Raw genomic sequence first — 24,791 nt, forward strand, 5'->3', positions numbered from 1 at the left:
TTTAATCAATCCCCTAAAGAGTAAATGATGCTTTCAAAAATTATTCTACTATTGCCAAAAATCCAATTACACTTCCACAAATCGTTAACCTTTAATTCGAAAATTGAAGCAACAAAACAGTGTTCCCACTTGGGAAAAGCAATAAAAAGGTTTTATCATGGTACGTTTGGAAGATGCATGCTTTTCTGGTCAAATTATGACTTCAGGTATTCGATTGCCAGAACATGATCGAAATGCATCAATATGTCTCCACAATTTAACTATTATCTCTTCCATCCTTAGAAGACCGAAAGGCTGATACATCATTTTATAAAAATTCAGCCATATTATGAGATTCCATTTGAAAAGAACTTCAATTTGACGTATGTTTAAAGATTTTTAAATGCTTATCCTCCGATTATTTTAATCTTTAGTCAATGTTACGCGTAGATAGTACCAAGCCCTGCAAAATTGTATACTCATTGTGTAAACACGCGTATTTCGGATATTTAATCGAACCTCATATGGTTCAGTTAAATCCGCAGGGCGATTTCTCTCTTACTTATCAGCGTCTGTTCTCACATACTGCTAAAGAGTTTGCGAAACGTTTAACAGATAATGATTTTAAGCTTATCAAAATCCTTGATGAAACAGAGCAGGACTTTATCATAAAAAAGTATCATAAGAAAGCGATAAGACCGGGAGAGTTCTTTAGCAAGTTTTTTAACGATAAATTCTATGAAACTGTTCGCCCAAAAATTGAGAAGAAACTATCTGAAGTTCTGGAAGCCCTCAAAGCGGAGGGTTCATTATATTTAATGGATAATGATGGCTGGCCTGCAGAGCGAAAAATAGATATTGCACTGGAGCCTTCTACAGTACTGTTCCATTTTAGACGTAATAATATTGAAACTCGCTATTTCCCTACTATAAAATACCAGGGATTAAGAATCGATTTCATGTTCAAGGATGCTCAGGTTATAAGTAATCAGCCAGCATGGTTATTACTTAACGATATGATCTATTTCTTTGAGCAGGATATTGAAGGGAAAAAACTGCTTCCCTTTTTAAACAAGCGCTACATTACCATACCAAAGACAACCGAGGAAACCTATTTTGAAAAATTTGTTTGCCCTCTTATTGAAAAATACCATGTTTATGCCGAAGGCTTTGATATAAAAACCGAAAAGCATGATCCAACGCCTACGCTAAAAGTTATTTATGTAGAATCGGGAGTTTCTCAGCTTCAGCTCTACTTTAAATACGGGGAATATGCTTTTGCTATGGGCAACGAAAAAAAGGTAACCGTTCGTCTTGCCAAAGATGACGACAACTACATTTTTACCCGTATAAAAAGAGATACTGCATTTGAGAAACAGAAATTTGATACACTGCTAAGTCTTGGCTTAAAGAAAACCAGTGCTCTTTTTCACAACCTCGAAGTTTCGGGCAACCATGATGAAGATCAATCTTATGCCATCATCAATTGGGTAAATGAACACATAGAAGGTTTAAAAAACCTTGGCTTTGAAATAGAGCAACACACCGGAGCAAAGAAATTTCTCTTTGCTGCCAATAAAATAGATTTTGAGATTAAGGAAGATAATGATTGGTTTGACATCAATGCCATAGTATACTTTGGTATCTTTCCGGTACCCTTTCTATCTCTTAAACAACACATACTTCACAAAAAGAGGGAATTTACGCTTCCTGATGGCACCATTGCTATTATTCCGGAAAAGTGGTTTTCTCAGTATGGAAGCCTTTTCAGCTTATCAGAAGGAGGCAAATCGTTACACCTAAAGAAACATCATATAGGGCTCATCAATGAACTGGCAGAGGACAGCATAGCCAATATAACCTTAAGCCGTAAACTTGAAAGATTAAATGATTTCGAGAACATTGCCGACACCCAGATGCCGGTCCATTTTAAAGGCGACCTGCGTAGTTATCAAAAGGCTGGCTACAATTGGTTTAGTTTCCTGCGTGAGTATAATTTCGGCGGGTGTTTAGCAGATGATATGGGTTTGGGTAAAACCATCCAGACACTGGCAATGCTGCAAAAGCTTAAAGAAGAAAATGAGCAAAATTCAACTCATGGCACTTCTTTAATTGTTATGCCAACATCCCTAATTTACAACTGGTTAAATGAAGCCAAAAAGTTTACACCTAAGCTCAAAATACATTCACATACCGGAACTACAAGAGATAAAGATGTAAGTATTTTTGCGAAGTATGATATCGTTATTACAACTTATGGAATTACCCGTGTTGATATAGATATTCTTAAAAATTTCTATTTCAGCTACATCATATTAGATGAAAGCCAGAATATAAAAAACCCTTCGTCAAAATCATTTAAAGCAGTTAAGGCCTTAAAATCTAAATACAGACTAATACTGAGCGGTACTCCTGTCGAAAACTCTGTAAGCGACCTTTGGACTCAGCTTACCTTTTTAAACCCTGGTCTCCTGGGTACGCAATCATTCTTTAACGAAGAATATGTTCAGGCCATCGAGAAAAGGAAGGATGAAGAAAAGGCCCGTAAGCTGCAAGCCATTATAAAGCCCTTTGTTTTACGCCGTACAAAAGAACAGGTTGCGGCCGAGCTGCCTTCCAAAACGGAACAGGTGTTTTATTGCGATATGAGTGAGGATCAGGCCGCATATTATGAAAAAACAAAATCTGCCTATCGTAACGATCTGCTAAGCAGTATGGATGATGGCACTTATGCAAAAAAGCAAGTACAGCTTTTGCAGGGCTTAACAGCATTACGTCAACTGGCAAACCATCCTGTCATGATAGACGACACCTATGCCTCTGATTCAGGTAAATTCGAAAATGTAATCCATACCCTAGATAATGTACTTAAGGGTGGGCATAAGGTTCTTATCTTTTCGCAGTTTGTAAAGCACCTGAATATTTTCAGAGCCTATTTCGAAAAAGAAAGCATCTCCTTTTCTTATCTTGACGGATCAACCAAAAACCGCGGAGAAATTGTCGCCGAATTCCAGAAAAACACTGAATTAAAGGTATTCTTAATTTCTATTAAGGCAGGTGGCGTAGGTTTAAACTTAACCCAGGCAGACTACGTATTTATTCTTGATCCATGGTGGAACCCCGCTGTAGAGCAACAGGCAATAGATCGTACACACAGAATAGGCCAGGAGAAGAAAGTGTTTATCTATAAATTCATTGCAAAAGATACAGTAGAAGAAAAGATACTAGCACTACAAAACCGTAAAAAACGATTAGCCAGTTCTTTGATTACCACAGAAGAAAGTTTCTTCAAATCCTTAAGTAAGGAAGACATCAAAGAGATTCTGAATTAATCTTTCAGGAATTCCTCATATTGCTTGCGCGAAATCATTTCCGCCCCTAAACTCATCAGATGATCATTGGGCAGCTGGCAGTCTATTAGTTTAAACCTATCGGTTTTGCACAGCCATATCAGTGCAGTTTTTGAGGCATTACTTACCAAACTAAACATACTTTCGCCACAAAAAACATCGCCAACTTCCACGCCGTACAACCCTCCTACCAATACATGATCTTTCCATACTTCTACACTTTTAGCATAGCCCTTTTCATGCAAACTAATATAAGCATCCTGCATTTCCTGAGTAATCCACGTGCCCGGCTGATCTTTTCTTCCCACCTTTGCGCAGTTAACTATCACCTCCCGAAATGCTTTGTTAAAGGTTACCACAAATACGTCTGATTTAAGAACTTTAGCCATGCTTTTACTGACCTTCACTTCAGCAGGATATATTACACAACGTTCATGTGGCGAATACCAACAAATCGGATCATCATCACTAAACCACGGAAATATACCATTGTGATAAGCCAAAAGCAATCTTTCAATGCTCAAATCTCCACCTACAGCAAGCAATCCATCGGGATCAGCCAAAGCTGGGTTAGGAAAAACAATCTCATCTTCTGGTAGTCTAAAAACCATTTACAATAATAAAACATTAGGTTTAATGTAACTAATCTTCCTATATTTCATCATAATAAAAAGCGTAACATGAACTTAATAGGCAATATCATCTGGATCATTTTTGGCGGAATATTTATTTTTTTCGAATATATAATCGGTGGTCTTATCCTATGTCTTACTATTGTGGGAATCCCATTCGGAATACAATGCTTCAAGTTTGCCTTTGTTGGCCTTGCTCCTTTTGGTGTTAAAATAACCGACACCTCTTCCAATACTGGCTGCTTATCAACCGTAATGAATATCATCTGGTTAATATTTGGAGGCTTCTGGATTGCACTTACCCATCTTTTCTTTGGCATCTTGTTCTGCATTACTATTATAGGTATTCCATTTGGCCGACAACATTTTAAATTAATGAATCTTGCCTTTTCTCCATTTGGAAAATCGATAAGCTAATCTGCAATCAACCCTATCTTTTTAGAATGCTCAATTGCATCCACACTGTTTTCAAATAAACAGGTACGGATATTTTGTGCCTCTATTCTTTTCAATAATGCCCTGGTTGGCTCTTCCATATCCTTACGGATATTTCTGATGTAAACAGCCGCAATGTTTTTAGGGTATTTCTCTGCAATAGCAGTATATATTTCCGGGTCCTTCTGTGTATTGTCTCCAAAAAAGACAAACTTTTGATTTGGGAAAGCGTCCAGAATTCTCATCACCCTTATCAATTTCCCTTCGTGTCCGGTCTTACCCGTTTTAATAAGATCCCTCCACTGCTTAATCTGATTCAATAGGAAGGCGCCATCAGGCAACTTATTATAGCTAAAAATCTCTACCAGATAATCGTATAAATTCCACTCGCTGCTAGATACATAGAAAAAGGGATTAGGCTGATCTGCCGTGGTATGTGAAATTGCCAGGGCGGTGTAGTGCGTGTATGTACCTTTAAACGTTTTTCGTGTTCTTGGGTTTTTAATAAAGAGCTCTCTAAGTCTTCTTCTGATAGTTGCCGAATGAGACACCATCACCGTATCATCAATATCAGAAATAAAAGCAAACTGAGTAATGTGAGGTACAAACACCTGACCTAGCCCTATTGCCAGTATTTTTCCATCCTTATCTAAAGCCTCAATCTTTACCCCATGCCATCCTGCATCCACGTTTTCATTGGCCGACCACTCAAACTTAAAAAAGCCATCGTATTCAGTTTTGCGGTATACTTCCTGCCCATTAAAAGTGAGTCTTACCTGTACATGAGGGTATGGCTTTAGTACAAATAACTTTAACAAATGGATAATGTTAACGAATAAATTATTACTAAAACCCTGCATCGTTTTGGCCCTAAATTTAAAAACATGACCATATACCACAAGGTTATGTGTGTGTCCGTATCCATGGTATACCTTAACACTTACAGATTTATTCATTAATAATTAAAACAGAGTAATACTAAAGTTGTTTGTGATATTAAAGAAAATGTAATGGGAGAAAAATCCGTCCAATTGAAATTGTTGTTTATCGTGAATCCGGGATCTGGAAATGGTGAGATCAATTTTGCCGATGCAATAAGCGCATATTTTGAATCGCTACCGCATACTGCCGAGATTTATGAGCTGCCATTAAACTGTTCTTTCGAAAAACTTAAGGAAATAATAGCCAGTGCAAATGCAGACCGTGTGATAGCCGTTGGTGGCGATGGAACTGTGAAATTGATTGCCGAGTGTTTGCTCCAAACAGATACACCTATGGGTATTATACCTGCCGGATCTGCAAACGGCATGGCCAAGGAATTAGGCATTCCCACAACCATTAAGGAATCATTAGATATGACAGTGAACGGGCAGCCAAAAAAAATACATGTCATAATGGTAAACGGTGAGTTATGTATTCACCTTGCCGATATTGGTTTTAATGCCTACCTCGTTAAAAAATTTAATGACCTTCCGCAGCGTGGAATGTGGGGATACACTAAAGCCGCCTGGAAAGCACTATGGAGTCATCATAAAATGGAGGTACTGATTAAGGTAAAAGACAAAACTATCCGTTCAGAAGCAGCTATGGTGGTTATAGCAAATGCCACCATGTATGGCACAGGCGTTAAAATTAACCCTGATGGAAAACTGGACGATGATTTTTTTGAAGTAATTCTGGTAAAAGAATATTCCGTGATGGAGATTTTAAAACTACGATTTACCAACCTGGCTTTAAACCCTAAGAATATTGAAGCCTTTCAAATCACCAGTCTCAACATAAAAACAAAACATAAAGCGCATTTTCAGGTCGATGGGGAATATATGGGTAAGGTAAGCAGAATTGAAGCCAACATAATTCCTGCGGCAATTAATGTTATTGTTTAATTGCAGTATTGCGCTATTTGCTCATCTGCCAGATCAAACCCCATGTTCTTCACAAACATAAAATCCTCACATGCACCTTGCCTGTCTTTCTGTTTCAATTTTTTCAGCCCGTCATTTATCCGCATTTTCATATACTCTTCATCATAGCCAAGGCTTGTTTTTAGCGCTACAATCCTTCGCTCCTCGTCAGCAGTAAACTTACCTGTTGCCTTATGCCTGTAAAAATTGAGCACTGCATCTGTCATACCTACATTGGTTTTATAGGTTTCTATAGCCTGTTTTATATCTTTCTGGCTTTTATTCTGGCAATCATCTCCAGACAACTTAAAGTTTATTGGTACCACAACAGATATCGTAGTATCATGATCAGCAGGAACTATCCATTTACCACTGCTTAATCTGATCAACCTTAGGGCCTCGTCATCAAGATCTGTCCCTATGCCTTTTTGAATCTTAGAGAAATAGACTTCTCCTGCTTTATTCAATTTAAAGCTTATGGTAACACTTCCATCAATACAATTTTGTAGTGAATATCGGGGATAAACCTTATTGTTCATCACAAAAGATTCCAGTCCACCTTTTAAAGTTGGCTGGGCTTTAACATTTAGCCCCAACAAAAGAAATAATGCTAAAAGAATCTTTGACATATACCAATTTACGTATTTTAAACCAAAGCCGATTAAAATGTGTACTTTAAAATTACTGCAGGATCGGGGCAATTCTTTAGATAAATATCTCTTTTCGTGTATTGGCATACACCTGGATAATCACCTTTTAAAGCCTGCATATTAAATATCAGCTGAAAGTGCAAATGCGGGGGCCAGTAACCATTTTCTTCTTTTGTACCAAAAGCAGCAAATCGCGTACCGGCAGGAATAAACATTCCCTCTTCCAGCCCTTGTAAAGATTCCACACTCAAATGTCCATACAAGGCATGAATTACCACATCTCCCAAAACATATTTCAGAATAATGGTTCCACCATAGTCACCAAAGTTATTGTTGAATTTAAAGCTATGTACTACTGCATCATGAAAATTGTAAACAGGTGTTCCTGCAGTCCCCCATATATCTACACCTAAATGCAGCCTTCTGGGTTCTTCGCCTGTATCAAAATGAGCACTGCGTGCATAGATAGACCTATGTTCATTATACCCACCGATACCGTACCTGCAATTATTTAAACGAAGTTTATCTTCAACCCAGCTAGTAAAAACGTCGGTATCATCTAAAATATCGTTTGTGAGTTCTTTGTTTGCCGCTGTAAGGTCAAACGGATACAACAAATCCTGAGCAGGATCAAAATCAACTACTTTACCAATTATGATATCACTCCTATTTAAGGCAGCTACAAGATCAATCGGCTTGTTCATCCGTCTCCTTACGGTCTCTGGATATTTTATCGAATAACTTATCCATATGCTCTACGTACTCATTGGTATCGTCTAAGAAGAAGGTAAGGGTAGGGATTACACGAGCCTGGTGGCGAATACGTGCACCCAGTTTATACCTGATCTCACTTGAATGTGAATTCACCTCAGCAACAGACAAGGTGGTATTGTTTGTGTTTAAAAAGCTCAAATAAACCTTTGCTACCGCCAAATCCGGAGAAACGCGAACCTTAGTAATAGTAACCAGTGTATTGGGTAAATATGCAGAGCCTTCGCGCTGAAAGATAGCAGCTAATTCCTCTTGTATCACCCCGGCAAATTTCTGTTGACGTTTACTTTCCATAATTTTTCTCTTTCTTCTTTAACGGCATTAATTAATATAACAGCTTATCATAAGGATAGCGCTCGGTATGCAAAGCAACAACTTTATCGTATAATAATTGTTTAAATTCCTCTAAATTCTCTTTGTGCAGGGCAGATATAAATATAGAAGGGGCATTATGATTTGCCATCCAGCTACGCTTAAAATCATCAAGCGTAAGCACGGCTCTTTCCTCATCTTCATGATCAGGCTCAGGGCTTACGTAAGCGTCCATTTTATTAAATACCATGATGGTCTCTTTATCCCTCGCGCCAAGATCTTTTAAGGTCTCATTCACCACATTGATCTGATCTTCAAAGTTAGCATGCGATACATCCACAACGTGGATCAATACATCTGCTTCACGTACCTCATCCAATGTCGATTTAAAACATTCTACCAAATGGTGAGGTAACTTTCTGATAAACCCTACTGTATCTGATAATAAAAACGGCAAATTCTCAATAACCACCTTTCTTACTGTAGTATCCAATGTGGCAAATAGTTTGTTTTCGGCAAACACTTCCGATTTAGAAAGCATATTCATAATCGTTGATTTCCCTACATTCGTATAGCCAACAAGAGCAACCCTTATCAGTTGTCCACGGTTCTTTCTTTGCGTTTCATTTTGTCTATCAATCTGGCTCAGCCTGCTTTTTAAAAGAGCAATCTTTTCAAGGATCATCCTTCTATCACTCTCAATCTGAGTTTCACCCGGACCTCTCATACCAATACCACCCTTTTGGCGCTCTAAGTGAGTCCATAAGCGGGTAAGTCGGGGTAATAAGTATTGTAATTGTGCCAGTTCAACCTGAGTTTTAGCCTGTGCAGTTTGTGCCCTGCTGGCAAAAATATCAAGGATCAGGTTACTCCGATCTAATATTTTAACCTGTAATTCCCGTTCAATATTTCTTAGTTGTGATGGTGAAAGCTCATCATCAAAAACAACCATATCTATCTCTTCAGACTTTACGTAAGCCTGTATTTCTTCAAGTTTCCCTGTACCTACAAAAGTTCCACGGTCAGGCTTAAGCATCTTCTGTGTAAATTCATGTTCCACCACACCACCTGCCGTATCTACCAGAAAAGCAAGCTCATCCAGGTATTCCCTGGTTTCATCTGGCTTTTCACCAGGCCTGATTACTCCTACAAGTACTGCCCGTTCCGGCTTAAGTGCCGTGTCGTAATATTTCTGTTTTCCCATGTAAAGTACAAAGATACAAAAGTTATACCGAGATCAATTCACTGACAAACTCTCTGATTGCAAGTCCCGGATCCTCAGTTTTCATGAAGTTTTCGCCAATTAAAAAGCCATTAAACCCGGCTTGTTTTAACAATTTAATTGTAGAAGTTTCGCTGATGGCACTTTCAGATATCTTCATAAAATCAGCAGGAATCTGATCTGCAAGATCAAACGAAGTCTGAATGTTTACTGTAAAATCAGCAAGGTTTCTGTTGTTCACGCCTATGGCATCCAGATCCGTACAAATGCTCCTTTCAAGCTCTTCCTGATTATGTACTTCCAACAGCACATTAAGGCCTAAACCCTTCGCTGTGCCCGCTAGCGTAGCAATTTCCTGCGGAGTAAGGATAGCAGCAATTAATAAAATGATATCAGCACCCCAGGCTTTTGCCTCGAGGATCTGATATTCATCAATCATAAAATCTTTTCTAAGAATAGGAACTTTGTTCGCAGCCCTCGCTTCCAGCAAATCTCGTTGGTGACCTCCAAAGAAATCAGTATCAGTTAATACCGACAATGCCGAAGCCCTCGCCGAAGCATAAGCCGTAGTGACATCAGCAACTGTAACTTTGTCATTAATAACACCCTTAGATGGAGACTGGCGTTTAAACTCAGCAATAATACCGGTACGGTCATCTGCTAATAAAAACTCCTTAAAAGAATACGGACTGCGATTAAAGTGCTGTGCAGCCTCCAACTGTTTAACAGAAACATGCTGCTTCGCCAAAGCCACTTCTTCCTTCTTTCTCAGTACAATTTTATCTAAAATATTCATATCTAACTTTCTAACCAGTTCTGCATCATTTGTTTTCCGTGCTCAGTAAGCACGCTTTCCGGATGAAATTGTACACCACGTACATCAAGCGTTTTATGGCTCAAGGCCATAATCTCGTCCGTTTCATCAGTTGCCGTAACCACAAAGCAATCAGGCAGTCCTTTATTACTTACCACCCATGAGTGATAGCGACCTACTTTTATTACATCCGGGCAATCCCTAAATAAAAGCTCACTTTTATCCAACACCGTAATTGGTGTAGCAATTCCATGCATAGGCCTGCCTAAATTTAACAAACTTCCTCCAAATGCCTCAGCAATAGCTTGCTGCCCAAGGCAAACACCAAAAATACTCTTTGTAGGCGCATAGGTTTTGATTACATCAAGTAACAAACCCGCCTCTTCAGGTATCCCTGGTCCTGGCGAAAGCAAAATCTTATCGTACTGCTCAACATCCGCAAGTTCAAATTTATCATTCCTCCACACCTCAACATCCCTGCCCAATTCATTTACTAAATGCACCAGGTTATAAGTAAACGAATCGTAATTATCTATAACCAAAACTTTCTTTTGCATGATCTTATTATTCTCCATCTTAAATTTGCGTAGCCATTTCTATTGCCCTGCGCAAAGCAGCAATTTTATTATTTACTTCGTTCAGTTCATTTTCAGGAATAGAGTCGGCAACAATACCGGCACCCGCTCTGTAATGCAGCTGGTTGTTTTTACTCATAAATGTCCTGATCATGATGCAGTGATTAAACTCATCATTAAAGCCCATGTAGCCAAGCGCCCCGGCATAAAAATTCCTTCCCAGACCTTCATTCTCATCAATCAGCTGCATCGCCCTGTATTTAGGGGCTCCGCTTAATGTTCCTGCGGGATAAGTATCGGCCACAACCTTAAATGCAGATACATTTTCCTGCAGGTTGCCACTTACTTTAGAAACCAGGTGGATCAGATGAGAATAGTATTGAACTTCTTTAAAAGATTTAACGTGAACACCGCTGCAATGCCTGCTAAGGTCATTCCTGGCCAAATCTACCAGCATTACATGCTCAGCACTTTCTTTAGGATCCTCTTCCAGTTTTTTTGCTTGTTCTGCGTCTTCTATATCATTTCCTGTGCGTTTAAAAGTGCCTGCAATAGGAAAAATATTAGCTACATTATTCTTTATGGTAATCTGGGCTTCTGGCGATGAACCGAAAAGCTTAAAGCTTCCGTAATCAAAATAAAACAGATAGGGTGATGGATTAATTGATCTTAAGCATCTGTAAACATTAAACTCATCCCCTAAAAAGGACTGGTTATATGCCCGTGAAGGAACAATTTGAAAAACATCACCACGCAATATGTGCTTCTTAAGTTTATCAACCATGTTCATGAAGTCCTCATTTGTCAGGTTAGAACTTTCTTCGCCATTCGTCTTAAAACTATACTCCGGATAGTTCTTGTTCTGAATAATGTATTCCATCTTTTCCAGGTCCTCATTATCATCTCCATTGAACCTGTTTTTAAACAAGGTGATCTCATTACGGAAATGATCAATGGCGATAATATACCTGTAAATATGGTACTGCATTGTTGGGATCTCTTCGCCTTTCGGAGTTTCAGAAGTGAAGGTTATATCTTCAAAATGTTGTACAGCGTTCCATGTAAAATAGCCAAACAAACCACTGGAAATATGTCTGTTGCCATCAATTACGTCCGGTGTAAAAGCAGCTTTAAAAGCATCTATTTCTTCGGTTAGCACAAACTCCGTTTTTTCCTCTTTCTGTCCATCAGGAAAGTAAGAAGAAAGCACACCATCTTGCAGTATAATACCTGCAACAGGTTCAGCACACACATAACTCATAGAGTTCTCACGACTATGATAGTCGGAGCTTTCCAGTAAAATTGTATTTGGAAATACATCCCTCAATCTCAGGTAAATACTTACCGGAGTAGTGGTATCTGCAAGTCTCTTTTTATAAGTTGTGTTAATGATATAATTATTCATAATAACATTTTTTTCAATTCATTTATTCAAATTGCCAGATCATAAAAAAACCCGGCGTGTGGTTACGTCGGGTTTTACAATGTGGTTTGGTTTAGGTTGATAAACTATAAGGTACACAAGGTTGCGACGAAACTCTTTTCAGAATTACCACGCCACTGCCAAGTATGTATATTGTTAATCATGTGCAACAAAAATATAAATAAATCTTACTAAACAAAATTAAATTGTGAAATTTATGAAACTCCAAAAAAACTACGGCTCGGATCAGCCATAGTCATCTGTATAATTGATGCAATGATCACGATTAAGCCCAGTCCAAAATACAGCGCAATAGTGCGGTGCTTGGCCGATGGATCATCTGCTCTTTTCGACCTTGCATTGCCTACAGTAACTAAAATGGCAGCAAAAATCATCATTGCAATATGTTCCATTTTCCAATATCTTATTCCTGCTTCAACCAGCGGGCTCACAAAGTACAATATCAAACCAAATAAAATTTGGATATGCACAAATATTAAAGTAAACACATTCAATTTCCTATTTCCTTCCGTATATGGTTTTTTTCCAAGCCACCCTGCAATTGCAGTTACTATTGCCAATACCAATAAAATTAAGACGAGATAACGCCAGCCTGAGTGTGCACTCTTTAAGATGTGATAAAAATTCATAACGGTTTTTCTTTCAAACTTAAGTAATTACTTTATGCTTTATGTAATAGCTAATTACTAAATGATATTTAAAACGATTCTATTTTAGGCCTCAACTGCATCGTAAACAACTACTTTCTCCCATAAATGGCTGTAGTTTTTTATAAATTCCAGGTGTATCGGATGGGTTTGATAGGTTGCCTGACCTTCAAGATCACTAAAGAACATCAGTTCAGATACCCCCCAGCTGCTATCAATAACATCGCGTTTTTCAGTACTGGCTACAATTCCCACATGTAATTCTTTTACAGTCGGGATTTTCGAAAGTGCTTTCACGCCTGCGGCTAATTTATCACGATCTTCTTTTGAATCTGGATTTTTCAACCAGAAAAACACATGGTGTACCACCGGATAATTTTTTTTCATATTTGATAACGGCATAGCGGTTGCAGCTGTCCCCACTGCAAGTGCTGCAGCGGTTCCAATAAATTTTCTTCTGTTAGACTTGTTCATAATGCATAAATCTATGAAAAAAAATATTACTTCACTTCATATGTGCCAGCTATTGTTCCAAAAGACTTAACCAGCCTGTTCCATGAATTAATCTGGGCTACCGCCAATGAAAGATTTGCAATATCAGCATTAGAAAAATGCTTTTTAAGCTCATCATGCAGATCATCTGATTCTTTTTCGTCCTGAAGATTGGTTAATCTTTCAGCAAAAGCCAATACAGCCTTTTCTTTAGGGGTATAATAGTCTGTTTCTCTCCAAACCGGCAGTGAGATCAGCCGCTGTAATGTTTCGCCTTTGTGTACCGCTTCCTTCGAGTGCATATCCAAACAATATGCGCAGCCATTAATCTGCGAAACTCTCACATCCAATAAATCAATTAATAGTGGATCAATTCCTGAACTGCGGAGATAATCCTTTATCTGTCGCATTGCTTTAAATAACCCTTCCGGGATTTCGTTCTGACTAATTCGTAACATAAAATATTCTTTTTCTCTTAAAGACAATCAGCATATCTAAAGCGTGACAACTTATCTGGATTTCGGATAAAAAAGATATTAGCAATTTCATTTTGCTCAAAAACAAATATCTGGCAACTTACCATCACCCCATCTTCATAATGAAACATTGCCGGTTGATGATTAATCCCTCCATATTTAAAGGTTCGTTTGGCAAAGAATTTCGTTTGCAATCCTTTTAAAAACTTAATTACATTAGCCCTACCCAAAACAGGCCTTAAAGCAGCCAGTACTTTTCCTCCGCCATCAGAAATCACAGAGATCTCCGCCTTAAGCATCAACTCCAGCTCCTGAACATCACCCCTCTTTATTGCATTTACATATTTTAAGAGCAATTCTGTTTCCACATCATTTTTACCCTGCTTCTCCCTCTGTTGCAAGCTTTGTTTTGCTCGCTTCAAAATTTGTCGCGAGTTATCAATTGTTATTTCCAATACCTCAGCAAGCTCTTCATGGCTATAATCAAAAGCTTCTCTTAGAATAAACACTGCCCTTTGGCGAGGCGTTAATTTTTCCAGAAGCACCATTAAGGAATAAGAAAGCACCTCTTTTTTACTCAGGGCAGAATCAGCCTCATTGGTATCAATAGGTTCCGGCAACCATATTCCCGGATACTCATGTTGCAACCGCTCATTTTGCTTCTTGTAATTAATAGCCAAATTAATTACTGTACGCACCAAATAAGCTTTTTCATTAATAACATTGGAATCTATCTGCAAGAATTTTAGAAAAGCATCTTGTACGATATCGAGTGAAGCCTCGTAGGATCCTGTAATGTTGTATGCATATGTAGTCAGTAAGGGCCTTAAATGATTCATGATACTACTATTTCAAACTTAAAGAAAAAAAGAGATATTTACTTAACGCTACAAACGCTCATGAGAACATCAACACTACTGCCATTTATCCTTTTACTCTCCATATTTATTGGGTGTAAACAATCTAAAGAGAAATTAATTCTTAACATCCCAGACCCTAAAACACTTAACGAATCATATGTCAGCAATCCAGACAAAATACTTGCAGACGAGACTGTTTTTACATTAAATGAAAAACTCAGGGAATTAGACCAGTCGGGGAAAGCACATATTGATGTGGTATTTGTCAAGACTATTGGAGATAATGTACCCAAGGAAATTGCAACAATGTTATTCAACTCATGGAAAATCGGTGACAAGAAAACCAATAATGGCTTGCTTATATTTATAGTTGAAGACCAACACCGGATAGAGTTTGAAACAGGTTATGGATTAGAAGGAATATTGCCTGATGTAACATGTTACAAAATCCAGCAAGACTACATGATTCCCTATGCCAAGCAGAACGACTATGACAATGCAGTAAAAAAAGGCGTAGATGCGGTTATTGAACACATCACCACCGAAAACAATGCAATATACCAAGCACCCGACACCACTTCAGTTGCAGAGGTTGAGGCCCCATCGGCTATTATTGACCCTGGCATTTCAGAACCTTATGATATCACCCCACAAGCCCTCACAGCACCGGTAAAACAAAGGGCCGCTCCCATTGTTGATTTCCTTTTGCTCATAATCCTTGCCATTTATATTGTATTTTCTTCGTTGGTTGGTCAGCGGTTAACAGCACACAAAGGCATACCGCGACTAAAAAATCCTGTGATCTATTTTCTTTGGATAGCACCGGTTACCCTGGTTATTTTATTGAACATATACCTGCCATTTGAATGGCATAACATCAGAACAATTCTAATACTCTATTTCTTTCTATGGGCGTACGTGAACTTACATTTCTACTTTTTAGGCAGGAAGCTAACTGCCACCCTAAAAGATAAAACACCACACGAACAGTATCTGGCATGGCAATCAACACATTTGCCATCCCAATACATCAGAAAAGCATTCCCTACAACATTTTTAACATCCTACTGGAATAAGTACACTGAACTGCTGCATACTTTGCGATCAAGCCCAATGACATGCGAAAAATGCAGCAATAAGATGATTATACTAAATGAGGAAAAAGATGATCAATACCTGTTAAAAGGAAATATTATAGAAGAGCAAATTGACTCCATAGATTACGATGTATGGGTATGCAGATCTTGTAAAACAGAACTGATACTCGATTATAAGAATCCTGAATCTAAAGCCCAGGAATGCTCAAAATGTCATTTTCATACCTTTTTATATAAACGAAGGGCTATCCATAAAGCTTCAACCACAGAAAATGAGGGTTTCGGCTATAGCTATTATCTATGCCAATATTGCAAATACGAAGAGAAGACAAAGTTTATCATCCCAAAAGTATCAACCTCAAGCGGATCTTCCTCTTCGGGCAGCAGCAGCAGCTGGTCTTCTTCTTCCAGCAGTAGTAGTAGTAGTAGCAGCTCTTCAAGCAGCAGCGGAGGCTCATCAGGAGGCGGCGGGGCTGGCAGCAGTTGGTAAACGCTCATGAATTAACTAATTAATTATGAAACAAATTATACGTTTAATCTTCATTATTTTACTTACCGCAGGTTCATTAAAAGCTCAGGAATCTTTTACAATAAGCGGCACTGTATTTAACGCAAAAGAGGAAATTATACAAGGTGCTACTGTGTTTATTGATGGCTCTGAAAAAGGTACAGCAACCAATGCAAAGGGCGAGTTTAAATTTGCCAATATAAAACCCGGCACCTATCAGGTAATTGTGAGCATGATTGGTTATGCTTCCACAAAACAAAATGTAATTATCCAGAACCAGTCTGCTTCACTAAATATTCATATTAAAGAAAAAACAACTGTTCTGCGTGAAGTAGTAATTGGTGATGACTCTCAGCGCAAAGAAAACATAAAAATATTTCTTAAGAATTTCCTGGGTGAGTCTGCTAATGCAAAAAAATGCAAGATACTAAACCTCGAAATTATTGATTTTTCGACCATCAAGACAATACTGGAGGCTACATCAGATGACTTCCTGATTATTGAAAACAAAAGCCTGGGCTACCGCATAAAATACCTGCTCAGAAACTTTCGTTACAACAAGGGAACAGGAGTTACAAGTTACGATGGGGAATCTGTATTTGAAAATTTGGCAGGTACTGAAGAAGAAAAAAGCACCTGGATTGAAAACAGGAAAAAAGCGTATCAGGGTTCCCTCATGCATTACTTAAGATCACTCTATAAAAACAATTTGAGGCAAGAGGGCTTTATTACTCTTGAAATAAAGAACAACAATCAGCCATTACAATTAGCTCCCAATCCGGTAAACATGGAGCAATACATCAATACTGTTGACAGCAATTTTATTCAGTTGAAATTCAAAACCCGTCTATATATTGTTTTTGATAAAGAGAATACTTTGAAAGCTGACAGCCAGGATCAAAATGGTACCATCACAAAAATGATGGGGAAGGATGGTTCTATTATGCGCCTGTTTTTAGATAATGCTATAATAGACAGTAAAGGCAGCTATGTTGATTACAGAAGCTTTTTTATACAGGGCTTTTGGGGTGGCAAAAGAATTGGCGACCAACTGCCATTTGAATATAATTAGATTCATCTATCTTTATATTGATCATCAAAAAATAGAAACAGATGGAAAAGAATATTCCAACACTTTACGAATGGGCCGGAGGCATGCCTGTTTTTGAGAAACTTATGAGTTCTTTTTATAAAAAAGTTCTGCTTGATGACACTCTTGAACCTATTTTTAAACATATGTCTGCCGATCATCAATTGCATGTAGCACATTTTATTGCCGAAGTTTTTGGTGGCCCTAAAATGTACAGTTCCGAAGAAGGTTCGCACTTTAAAATGATTCAAAAACACCTTGGCAAACATTTAACAGAAACCCATAGAAAACGTTGGGTGCAGCTTCTTATAGAAACTGCAGACGAGCTTACTTTACCTGATGATCCTGAGTTTCGCTCGGCATTTGTAGCCTATATTGAATGGGGAACCAGGATTGCTGTTTTGAATTCTTCAGAAATGGAAGTGGCATTAAATCCGGATGAACCCATGCCCAAATGGGGATGGGGAGAGCCTGGCGGGCCTTTTATCCCATAAACACAATAGTTCGTATTTCTGACCTCCCCTACTCATTCTTAGTTCGTAAAAATGTGCATTTTCTCGAACAAGCGTAAAACAAGCGACGAACCAGCTTTAACCAAAGTATACAAGAAAGGGTTGTCAGGGGCAACTTTACGCCCTAACAACCCTAAAAAAAACTGAATAACCTTAGTATCCCTGATTCTGATGGAATGCCTTGGTTACATCTAAAGTTGATTGAGGTATTGGAAATATCCTTCTTGTAGGCTGAGATGTTGGCTTGGCACTAAAAGGAAGTTCATATTTTCCAAAGCGGATCATTTGTGGTCTTCTGAACATTTCCCAATACGTTTCAAAAGCAATCTCTTTATAAAGACCAGCCTCGTCAAGCGATGTTATCGCTACACCCGGTGCATTTCCATAAAGCGATTCTCTTTTTCTTGACGTGCGTAAAATGTTGATGTCGTTTAATGCCAAGGCAGTTTGTCCTTTACGGAAATAGGCTTCTGCCCTCATGGTATAAATAACGCCTAAACGGAACAAGGGGATATCAACATTGCTGGTTCCGTTTCCTTCTTCAGGGTCAAACTCAAACTTAAATACGCGCGCTCCCCTGTTGATCTGGTTTTGAGCAAACACAGCTTGTGTAGGGTTAGTAAAATTAAGTTCAGGAGTAAAATCCATACGTGTACCGGTACTTTTTTCCATGTAAAGCTCAGAAACTTTAATCCTTCCGTTGTCAGTCATTTCAAAACCACCCGAAGCATTAAGTTTAGGCCCATACTGAGGCCCAACCATGATACCGCGATTGAAATGAAACCATGGCAGGTTATTGCTTTTAGGAACAATATCTGATGCGGGAACACTACCCACTGCATCGTTCATAAACCAGGTTCCATCGCTATACTGGTACTTTCTGGTAAACCTTGGATCGTCGTGGTTTCCATTCCAGGTAGCATAAAACTCCGGACTGATACAGGCTGCATTAGTTCCTCTGTTTGCAGGAGATGGTTTTTGGTTACGCTCTACACCAACATATGCAAAGGAATTAGAACCGTTTCTGATGTAATCTATTTTTTGCACCACCACAAAAATAAGTTCAGAACCACCTGAATTTTTGATTGCGAAGTTGTCGAAATAGTTGGTTTCCAAACGGAATTTACCAGGGTTGATCAATAATGAGGTGTAATAGATCACCTTATCCATATCAGTATCATTGCTGTTTACCGACTTCTCATTAAAATTAAAGGAAGCTGCATAGCGATCTTTATACACTGCACGGTTAAGGTACATATTAGCTAATAATCCATAAGCCGCCTCTTTAGTAAACCTTCCGTTATGAGTGGATTGCTCTCCCAACGTGGCAAGACTTGGAATTAAACCCTCTACCTCGGTAATAAGTCCGTCTATTGCTGATGCTGCCTGTCTAATTTCTAACGGGGCATTTTCATTAGCTGGATCACGGTAAGGCGCTTGCCCAAACAGATCAAGGGTAGTATAGGTATAGTAGGCTAATAAGCCTTTAGCTTCGGCAAGGAAAAGATCCTTTTGTGCGCCGGTACCCGTGCTGTTTGCTTTTATAGCTGTTAATGATCTGGTGATGCCATTGGTAAGCATATTCCAGTTATCTGTTACAATCGGATTATCGGCCGCCCAGGTAAACTCATGCATAGAACGCCATTTACCGCCATCGCCCCAGTCGCTTCCACGTGTAGGCAGCAGGGCCTCGTCTGTTGTATATTCCTGTAATGAAAATACCGCCCCATGATCTACAAAGGTTCCGTCGCCCAACCTGTCGTAAGCTGCCGCTAAAGCACCCGCAGGATTGGAAGCATCTTCACCTAATACTTCATCAAGCACAACCTCGTTTAATTTCGTACAGTTGGTAAGAAACAAGGCTCCAAGTAGAAATATGATATTTCTTGCTCTAAATAGTTTGTTTGTTTTCATTTTTATAATTTTATAGTTGCGCCAAAAAGAAACGTTTTTGCAGTTGGATAGCTAGAATAATCTATACCCAATGATTGGTTTCCACCACTCGCTTTTGGACTGTTAATTAATGGGTCGTAACCACTGTATTTAGTGATTGTAAATAAATTTTGTCCGGTAACATAAATGCCTAAACCATTAAGCCAGGTCAGCTTGTTGAACTTAAAATTATAGCCCAAACGTGCCGAATTAAGTCTTAAGAAATCCGATTTCTCTAAGTAAAGTGTAGAAAGCTGAGGGGGATTTGCAGGATTGGCACCAGATTTAAAATAACGGGTAGAAACGTTTCTGTCTGAAGCCAGGTTATTAATGTTTAATGCATTTAACCCCGTATTATTTACCAAATAACCACCCGACTGGCCTATGATTGAAAAGGAGAAGTCGAAGCTTTTGTAATTCATCTGGCTATTAAAACCGTAGGTAAATTTGGGAATTGCACCTTGAATGATCACACGGTCATTGTTATTGATTACCCCATCGTTATTAACATCCTTAAAGATGTTAGCTCCTTTATCATCATATCCGATATGTTCCAATAGGTAAAATGAGCCAGCAGCATAACCACTTTTATAAATATTGGCCGCTACCCCTGACTGTCCGGGACCTGAAATTGTTCCTGAGAGGATTTCGGAAACGGGTAGGTTTTCAATTTTATTTTGAAGTGTGGCACCGTTGACATCAATTGACCAGCTGAAATTACCATTGTCGATCAGCCTGGAGCCCAACATAAACTCAAACCCTTTGTTTACTATTTTACCATCAATATTTACCCATACGGTATTGGTAGGGCTTAGCACCTGTGAAGGAATATTAAGAATGGCATCAGTTGTGGTTTTTTTGAAATAATCTAATGTTCCGTATAATTTGCCTTTCCATAGTTCAAAATCCAATCCCACGTTGTATTGAGTTACTACTTCCCACTTTAAATCAGGATTTGGTGTTCTGGTAACAGAGATGCCGTTTACCAGAGCTAAATCATTATACAAATAGTATCCGTCGCCGGTTGATAGTGCGTAACTGGCTTTAGTGATTTTATTTTCGACCTCCTGGTTGCCAGTTTGACCCCAACTGGCTCTTAATTTTAGGTTATCAAGGAAAGAAACATCTTTCAGGAAATCTTCCTGCGACATGTTCCAGCCAAGTGCAAAGGAAGGAAAGTAACCGTATTTATTGTTTTTTCCGAAACGGGTAGAACCATCGGCACGTACAGAAGCTGTTAACAGGTATTTATTTGCATACGAGTAGTTAACCCTTGAGAAAAAAGACTGCAATTCATTTTCCTGCGCAAATCCGAATACTCCTGTTTGTTTACCTGCAAAACCAGGGTTGTTTTCTGGTAAAACACCTGAGCTTTGATCAGCTATCCCATCAATGCTAAAGCTATTTCCGCCCCGCTCAAACTTTTGATAGGAGAACCCGCCAAGTACTTCCAGTTTGTGTTTGCCTTCTAACAGGTTATAGTTCAGGTAGTGCTCCATAAGCGTGCTTTTAGAGTTTAAATTGTACTGCACGTATTTCCCGGTTGGATTAATGTCTGTTAAGTTAGGGAATATAGTGGTATTCCTTTCTGCTACAGAACGATCTAAGCCCAGGTTAAATTTGTATTCAAGGCCTTTTACTATTCTGAATGAAACGTCCATATTTCCAAGCACTCTTAACGTGCGTGTTCTGTCGCGATAAACGCTAAGCAAATAAGCCGGGTTGTAATGCGCATTCATGTTGAAATTGGTGTATTTACCATTTTCATCAAATACCGGACGTGTTGGATTAGACATTAAGGTTTGGATGATCAGCTGTCCATTGGAACCTCCATCGTCGCTGGTCGGAACGCCATCATCTTTTGTTTCACTTGCGGTAAGGTTTACGCCTATTTTTAAACGCTGGTTGTCAAGAAAAGATTCAGAGGCATTGATCCTGCCTGAAGTACGTCTGAAGTCACTGTTTTTAACAATACCTTCCTGGTCCATCTGTGCGGCAGACACATAGTAGTTACCAGAATTTGTTTGTTTCGAAAACGATAATGAATTGTTTCTGGTTTGTGCGCGACGATAAATCACATCCTGCCAATCGGTGTTGCCACCATGGTCAAAAGCTTTCTCGGTAATTGCATTACGGTATTCATCTGCCGAAAGCAGATCAAGCTTATGTGCTACGGTAGAAAGGCCAAGGTAAGAATCGGCGGTAAAGGTAGCCTCTCCCTTTTTCCCTTTTTTAGTGGTTACAATAACTACCCCGTTGGAACCGCGGGCTCCATAAATTGCAGCTGCAGAAGCATCTTTTAAAACAGAGATAGATTCAATATCACTTGTATTTAAAAAGTTAAGCGGGTTCTTTGCCTTGGATGATCCAAATCCTACATTTTGTCCGGTCGGGCTTACGTCGTCGTTAGTTAAAGGTACTCCATCTACTACAAAAAGCGGCGTGCTTCCACTTCTGATAGAGCCTACACCACGGATGGTTACATCAACACCACCACCCGGCTCACCGCTGCTGTTCACTACCCTTACACCGGCAACTTTACCTTGCAATAAGTTATCGGCCGATACCACAACTCCTTGTCTGAAGCTCTTTTCATCCAATTGGGTAACTGAACCGGTTACATCTTTCTTTGTTTGTTTTCCATAACCTACAACTAAAACTTCGCCCAGACTGGATGCATCAGGCTCCAGTTTAATGGTAAGCACATCGGCATCAATTACAACCAGTTTGCTTTTATATCCAATAAATGATACTTCTAAGGTTTTTCCTTTGGCAGATCTGATTTCAAATTCGCCTTTAGTACCTGTACTAACAGCATTTTTAGAATCTGTTTCTTTAACTGTTGCACCTATAAGCGGCAGGTCGTTTTCATCCAACACTTTACCCTTTATGGTTTGTTGAATTGAAGACACTTTAGCAGGTGTTTTATCTTTTTTATTCTTACTGATCAACACCAGATTTTCAACAATACTATAGCTAAAATCGGCTTTTTCAGACAGGTCCTTAAGCAGCTCTTTAAGCGGTTTGGAATAGGTAACCGGGTATGTCTTCTTATCTGCAATTACCGCCTCGCTATAGCTAAACTTATAGTTGGTTTGCTTGCTCAATTGTAAAAAGATGTTTACCAAGGTCTCGTTGGATGCCTTGGTATTTTCGTTGAAGTAACTGTTAACCAATGTTTTTGACTGGGCTGGTTGCAGAAGCAGGAAACCGGCAGCCAGAAAACATATCTTTTTCAGGTTAAAAAAAGTATATTTATAATGCATATTTAAGTTATTAATTTATTTGATACTTAATAGTTAGCCGTAGTTGTTCTCAGCAACTGCGGTTTTTTTTTAATGACTTACGGTTACTGTCTCTCCATATGGTTTGAATTTTAGGTGTGTAACATAATTGATTTGATCCAGGATATTTCGAAGTGATAAACCGCCTTTGATATATAGCGTTATCCTTGTATTTAGCATTTCTTTATCCTCAGGCTTAAAGTTTACTCCATACTTGAAATTGAGGAGGGTAAATACCTTATGGAGGGTTACATTATTTAAATCTATATCCTTCTTATACCAGCCGTAAAGCGACATATCGCCTACTCTTTGTTTTTTAAGCCCTGATGTACTGAAAACTGCTCTTTCATTGGGTTCCAGATAAGTAATCTGCTTATCTGAAGACACGCGCACATGCCCTGTGATTACAGTAACGCTTGACCTGCCTTTATCAAGACTGATATGGAATGAGGTTCCCAATACTCTTGTTTTAATATTAGCAGAGGTAATGATGAAAGGATGTTTCGGATCTTTTGTTACTTTAAAAAAAGCATTGCCTTTTAGCAGGGTAACAGATCTGGTTTTGCTATTAAATTGTTCAGGGTATTTAAAAACTGAGTTTGCAGCAAGGTAAACCAGTGTACCATCAGTAAGCTTTACAGAATCGGTAGCAGAGGCAGTTGTTACGGTGATATCTTTAACATCAACCTTAGCGTTTAAAAAGACTCCAATGCCCAACATCAAGACAATACACGCGGCGGCAGCATATTTATAATAGATTGCGAAAGATTTTTTTACCGTGCCATGGGCCTTTATGTTCTTAAATATCTCGGCAGAAACATTTTCCTTAGAACCCATTTTAGTGCTATCCCATTCAGCATTGTCAAATTCTTTTTTTAGAAAATCCTCCAACAGATTTTTCTCTGCTTCAGAAATTTCATTTTTCTCGTTTTTCTCTATCAGATGCCTGAGATAGTGTACCTTCTTTTTTGTCATAATACTTATAAATCAACTATAAGTACCAGCGATGGCAAAAAAGTACTATCGGAGTATGTTAAATAATTGTTAATTGTAATTCACTTTCTAATCAATGAGAGATTATTTCGTCATTTCGACGATAGGAGAGATGACGGGCGTGTACTATAGCATGATATGAGTGACAAGGTAAATTCCAATTGCAAAGATTAGCAAAGATGTTTCTCCGGCATGGACTCTTAGCTGCTTTAATGCAGAAGAAAGCTGGTTTTTTACCGTTTGTTTAGAGAGGTTCAGCGTAGCTGCAATTTGCGCTATATCCATTTCCTCTAATTTGTTCATAATCAGAATTTCTTTCCTTTTCTCAGGAAGATGTTCTAATAAGGAGTAAAGTTTATCGAGCAATTCTGGTTCTAGCGAAGACGTGTTCTCGACCAGGTAGTTTTCAAATTTTTCCTCAATAACTACCGTATCAAAGCGCTTTTTCCTATACTCTTTTAGTACCTGGTTTTTGGCGGCCCTAAATAAATAATGCTCTATAGATAAAATCTGGACTTTATCTCTTCTGTCCCACAGGTCGGTAAAGATATCCTGTACTATGTTTTGTGAAACATATTCGTCACCCGTCATCTTAAAACAGAAGGCATATAATTTTTCCCAATGCTGGATATAGATATATTCAAAGCTTTTAAGGTCTTTCATTGGAGCTTGTCTGTTTGTGCGCTAAGTAACAAAACTTAAATAGCCTCAATTTTATTTAAAGGTTATATTTAAATTAATTCTTAGTATTTGGTTAGCTGAATATACCTATTTTAAACTATCAAGCAAAGACCGAAGATTGCATTTCTAAC

General features: G+C 38.6%; 23 protein-coding genes. 6 read left to right on the forward strand and 17 right to left on the reverse strand.

The window, feature by feature from the left end; genetic code table 11:
* Positions 1-416 precede the first annotated feature (416 nt).
* Entirely contained in the window at positions 417-3,311 is a 2,895-nt protein-coding gene (locus AC1DDK_RS18400) for a DEAD/DEAH box helicase (protein ID WP_337717014.1), read from the forward strand.
* On the opposite strand, the gene aat is transcribed toward AC1DDK_RS18400, so the two are convergent.
* Entirely contained in the window at positions 3,308-3,940 is a 633-nt protein-coding gene (gene aat / locus AC1DDK_RS18405; protein WP_337717015.1) for a leucyl/phenylalanyl-tRNA--protein transferase, read from the reverse strand. The genes AC1DDK_RS18400 and aat overlap by 4 nt on opposite strands.
* A 69-nt stretch (positions 3,941-4,009) precedes the next feature.
* Between aat and AC1DDK_RS18410 the strand changes: the two genes are divergently transcribed.
* Positions 4,010-4,378, forward strand: coding sequence for a YccF domain-containing protein (locus tag AC1DDK_RS18410; RefSeq protein WP_172662203.1), 369 nt, complete (start codon positions 4,010-4,012; stop codon positions 4,376-4,378).
* On the opposite strand, the gene AC1DDK_RS18415 is transcribed toward AC1DDK_RS18410, so the two are convergent.
* A complete protein-coding gene (locus AC1DDK_RS18415) occupies positions 4,375-5,352 on the reverse strand; it encodes an App1 family protein (protein ID WP_337717018.1) in 978 nt (325 codons plus the stop codon). The genes AC1DDK_RS18410 and AC1DDK_RS18415 overlap by 4 nt on opposite strands.
* Positions 5,353-5,406: 54 nt before the next feature.
* Between AC1DDK_RS18415 and AC1DDK_RS18420 the strand changes: the two genes are divergently transcribed.
* Entirely contained in the window at positions 5,407-6,282 is an 876-nt protein-coding gene (locus tag AC1DDK_RS18420; RefSeq protein ID WP_172662205.1) for a diacylglycerol/lipid kinase family protein, read from the forward strand.
* Here AC1DDK_RS18420 and AC1DDK_RS18425 read toward each other — a convergent pair.
* The 11 genes from AC1DDK_RS18425 to AC1DDK_RS18475 form a co-directional block, all read right to left on the reverse strand.
* The gene (locus AC1DDK_RS18425) at positions 6,279-6,929 is read right to left on the reverse strand and encodes a TonB family protein (RefSeq protein ID WP_172662206.1); all 651 of its coding nucleotides are present in this window, start codon (positions 6,927-6,929) and stop codon (positions 6,279-6,281) included. The genes AC1DDK_RS18420 and AC1DDK_RS18425 overlap by 4 nt on opposite strands.
* Positions 6,930-6,961: 32 nt before the next feature.
* On the reverse strand, positions 6,962-7,654 hold the full coding sequence (locus AC1DDK_RS18430) for a peptidoglycan DD-metalloendopeptidase family protein (protein WP_337717020.1): 693 nt from the start codon (positions 7,652-7,654) through the stop codon (positions 6,962-6,964).
* Positions 7,638-8,015 carry a 30S ribosome-binding factor RbfA gene (gene rbfA, locus AC1DDK_RS18435; protein WP_048908269.1) on the reverse strand — a complete coding sequence of 126 codons (378 nt, stop codon included), beginning with the start codon at positions 8,013-8,015 and terminating at the stop codon, positions 7,638-7,640. The genes AC1DDK_RS18430 and rbfA overlap by 17 nt, the downstream gene beginning before the upstream one ends.
* 31 nt (positions 8,016-8,046) lie before the next feature.
* The gene (gene hflX / locus AC1DDK_RS18440) at positions 8,047-9,237 is read right to left on the reverse strand and encodes a GTPase HflX (RefSeq protein ID WP_172662208.1); all 1,191 of its coding nucleotides are present in this window, start codon (positions 9,235-9,237) and stop codon (positions 8,047-8,049) included.
* A gap of 22 nt (positions 9,238-9,259) precedes the next feature.
* A complete protein-coding gene (trpC, locus tag AC1DDK_RS18445; protein ID WP_337717022.1) occupies positions 9,260-10,051 on the reverse strand; it encodes an indole-3-glycerol phosphate synthase TrpC in 792 nt (263 codons plus the stop codon).
* A 2-nt stretch (positions 10,052-10,053) separates the two neighbouring features.
* Positions 10,054-10,626, reverse strand: a complete 573-nt coding sequence (locus tag AC1DDK_RS18450; RefSeq protein ID WP_288883381.1) for an anthranilate synthase component II — start codon at positions 10,624-10,626, stop codon at positions 10,054-10,056.
* Between the two features lie 19 nt (positions 10,627-10,645).
* Entirely contained in the window at positions 10,646-12,049 is a 1,404-nt protein-coding gene (locus AC1DDK_RS18455; protein WP_337717024.1) for an anthranilate synthase component I family protein, read from the reverse strand.
* Positions 12,050-12,282: 233 nt separating this feature from the next.
* Complete coding sequence (locus tag AC1DDK_RS18460) at positions 12,283-12,717, reverse strand: cytochrome B (RefSeq protein WP_172662211.1); 435 nt, start codon at positions 12,715-12,717, stop codon at positions 12,283-12,285.
* Between the two features lie 84 nt (positions 12,718-12,801).
* Positions 12,802-13,209 (reverse strand): Dabb family protein, encoded by a 408-nt coding sequence (locus tag AC1DDK_RS18465; RefSeq protein ID WP_172662212.1) that lies wholly within the window; start codon positions 13,207-13,209, stop codon positions 12,802-12,804.
* A 26-nt stretch (positions 13,210-13,235) separates the two neighbouring features.
* A complete protein-coding gene (locus AC1DDK_RS18470) occupies positions 13,236-13,685 on the reverse strand; it encodes a carboxymuconolactone decarboxylase family protein (RefSeq protein WP_172662213.1) in 450 nt (149 codons plus the stop codon).
* Positions 13,686-13,702: 17 nt separating this feature from the next.
* A complete protein-coding gene (locus AC1DDK_RS18475) occupies positions 13,703-14,542 on the reverse strand; it encodes a sigma-70 family RNA polymerase sigma factor (RefSeq protein WP_337717025.1) in 840 nt (279 codons plus the stop codon).
* Positions 14,543-14,602: 60 nt separating this feature from the next.
* Here AC1DDK_RS18475 and AC1DDK_RS18480 point away from each other — a divergent pair, with 60 nt between their 5' ends.
* The 3 genes from AC1DDK_RS18480 to AC1DDK_RS18490 are packed head-to-tail and all read left to right on the forward strand — an operon-like array spanning position 14,603 to position 17,752.
* Positions 14,603-16,150, forward strand: a complete 1,548-nt coding sequence (locus AC1DDK_RS18480) for a TPM domain-containing protein (RefSeq protein ID WP_337717026.1) — start codon at positions 14,603-14,605, stop codon at positions 16,148-16,150.
* A gap of 25 nt (positions 16,151-16,175) precedes the next feature.
* Positions 16,176-17,240 (forward strand): carboxypeptidase-like regulatory domain-containing protein, encoded by a 1,065-nt coding sequence (locus AC1DDK_RS18485; RefSeq protein WP_337717027.1) that lies wholly within the window; start codon positions 16,176-16,178, stop codon positions 17,238-17,240.
* A 41-nt stretch (positions 17,241-17,281) separates the two neighbouring features.
* Entirely contained in the window at positions 17,282-17,752 is a 471-nt protein-coding gene (locus AC1DDK_RS18490) for a group II truncated hemoglobin (protein ID WP_337717029.1), read from the forward strand.
* Between the two features lie 171 nt (positions 17,753-17,923).
* Here the strand turns inward: AC1DDK_RS18490 and AC1DDK_RS18495 are convergent, their stop codons facing one another.
* The 4 genes from AC1DDK_RS18495 to AC1DDK_RS18510 all read right to left on the reverse strand — a co-directional run bounded on the left by AC1DDK_RS18495 (position 17,924) and on the right by AC1DDK_RS18510 (position 24,642).
* Positions 17,924-19,684 carry a RagB/SusD family nutrient uptake outer membrane protein gene (locus AC1DDK_RS18495; RefSeq protein WP_172662218.1) on the reverse strand — a complete coding sequence of 587 codons (1,761 nt, stop codon included), beginning with the start codon at positions 19,682-19,684 and terminating at the stop codon, positions 17,924-17,926.
* A gap of 2 nt (positions 19,685-19,686) precedes the next feature.
* On the reverse strand, positions 19,687-22,968 hold the full coding sequence (locus tag AC1DDK_RS18500) for a SusC/RagA family TonB-linked outer membrane protein (protein ID WP_288883394.1): 3,282 nt from the start codon (positions 22,966-22,968) through the stop codon (positions 19,687-19,689).
* 69 nt (positions 22,969-23,037) lie between these two features.
* Positions 23,038-23,961, reverse strand: a complete 924-nt coding sequence (locus AC1DDK_RS18505; protein ID WP_337717032.1) for a FecR family protein — start codon at positions 23,959-23,961, stop codon at positions 23,038-23,040.
* Positions 23,962-24,105: 144 nt separating this feature from the next.
* A complete protein-coding gene (locus AC1DDK_RS18510) occupies positions 24,106-24,642 on the reverse strand; it encodes an RNA polymerase sigma factor (RefSeq protein WP_172662221.1) in 537 nt (178 codons plus the stop codon).
* Positions 24,643-24,791 lie beyond the last annotated feature (149 nt).

Source organism: Pedobacter sp. 05T44 (genome assembly GCF_056395985.1).

Excerpts from the sequence above, each read along its gene's own strand:
- AC1DDK_RS18400 (WP_337717014.1), top strand. The coding sequence starts at position 417 with ATGTTACGCGTAGATAGTACCAAGCCCTGCAAAATTGTATACTCATTG.
- aat (WP_337717015.1), bottom strand. The coding sequence starts at position 3,940 with ATGGTTTTTAGACTACCAGAAGATGAGATTGTTTTTCCTAACCCAGCT.
- AC1DDK_RS18410 (WP_172662203.1), top strand. The coding sequence starts at position 4,010 with ATGAACTTAATAGGCAATATCATCTGGATCATTTTTGGCGGAATATTT.
- AC1DDK_RS18415 (WP_337717018.1), bottom strand. The coding sequence starts at position 5,352 with ATGAATAAATCTGTAAGTGTTAAGGTATACCATGGATACGGACACACA.
- AC1DDK_RS18420 (WP_172662205.1), top strand. The coding sequence starts at position 5,407 with ATGGGAGAAAAATCCGTCCAATTGAAATTGTTGTTTATCGTGAATCCG.
- AC1DDK_RS18425 (WP_172662206.1), bottom strand. The coding sequence starts at position 6,929 with ATGTCAAAGATTCTTTTAGCATTATTTCTTTTGTTGGGGCTAAATGTT.
- AC1DDK_RS18430 (WP_337717020.1), bottom strand. The coding sequence starts at position 7,654 with ATGAACAAGCCGATTGATCTTGTAGCTGCCTTAAATAGGAGTGATATC.
- rbfA (WP_048908269.1), bottom strand. The coding sequence starts at position 8,015 with ATGGAAAGTAAACGTCAACAGAAATTTGCCGGGGTGATACAAGAGGAA.
- hflX (WP_172662208.1), bottom strand. The coding sequence starts at position 9,237 with ATGGGAAAACAGAAATATTACGACACGGCACTTAAGCCGGAACGGGCA.
- trpC (WP_337717022.1), bottom strand. The coding sequence starts at position 10,051 with ATGAATATTTTAGATAAAATTGTACTGAGAAAGAAGGAAGAAGTGGCT.
- AC1DDK_RS18450 (WP_288883381.1), bottom strand. The coding sequence starts at position 10,626 with ATGCAAAAGAAAGTTTTGGTTATAGATAATTACGATTCGTTTACTTAT.
- AC1DDK_RS18455 (WP_337717024.1), bottom strand. The coding sequence starts at position 12,049 with ATGAATAATTATATCATTAACACAACTTATAAAAAGAGACTTGCAGAT.
- AC1DDK_RS18460 (WP_172662211.1), bottom strand. The coding sequence starts at position 12,717 with ATGAATTTTTATCACATCTTAAAGAGTGCACACTCAGGCTGGCGTTAT.
- AC1DDK_RS18465 (WP_172662212.1), bottom strand. The coding sequence starts at position 13,209 with ATGAACAAGTCTAACAGAAGAAAATTTATTGGAACCGCTGCAGCACTT.
- AC1DDK_RS18470 (WP_172662213.1), bottom strand. The coding sequence starts at position 13,685 with ATGTTACGAATTAGTCAGAACGAAATCCCGGAAGGGTTATTTAAAGCA.
- AC1DDK_RS18475 (WP_337717025.1), bottom strand. The coding sequence starts at position 14,542 with ATGAATCATTTAAGGCCCTTACTGACTACATATGCATACAACATTACA.
- AC1DDK_RS18480 (WP_337717026.1), top strand. The coding sequence starts at position 14,603 with ATGAGAACATCAACACTACTGCCATTTATCCTTTTACTCTCCATATTT.
- AC1DDK_RS18485 (WP_337717027.1), top strand. The coding sequence starts at position 16,176 with ATGAAACAAATTATACGTTTAATCTTCATTATTTTACTTACCGCAGGT.
- AC1DDK_RS18490 (WP_337717029.1), top strand. The coding sequence starts at position 17,282 with ATGGAAAAGAATATTCCAACACTTTACGAATGGGCCGGAGGCATGCCT.
- AC1DDK_RS18495 (WP_172662218.1), bottom strand. The coding sequence starts at position 19,684 with ATGAAAACAAACAAACTATTTAGAGCAAGAAATATCATATTTCTACTT.
- AC1DDK_RS18500 (WP_288883394.1), bottom strand. The coding sequence starts at position 22,968 with ATGCATTATAAATATACTTTTTTTAACCTGAAAAAGATATGTTTTCTG.
- AC1DDK_RS18505 (WP_337717032.1), bottom strand. The coding sequence starts at position 23,961 with ATGACAAAAAAGAAGGTACACTATCTCAGGCATCTGATAGAGAAAAAC.
- AC1DDK_RS18510 (WP_172662221.1), bottom strand. The coding sequence starts at position 24,642 with ATGAAAGACCTTAAAAGCTTTGAATATATCTATATCCAGCATTGGGAA.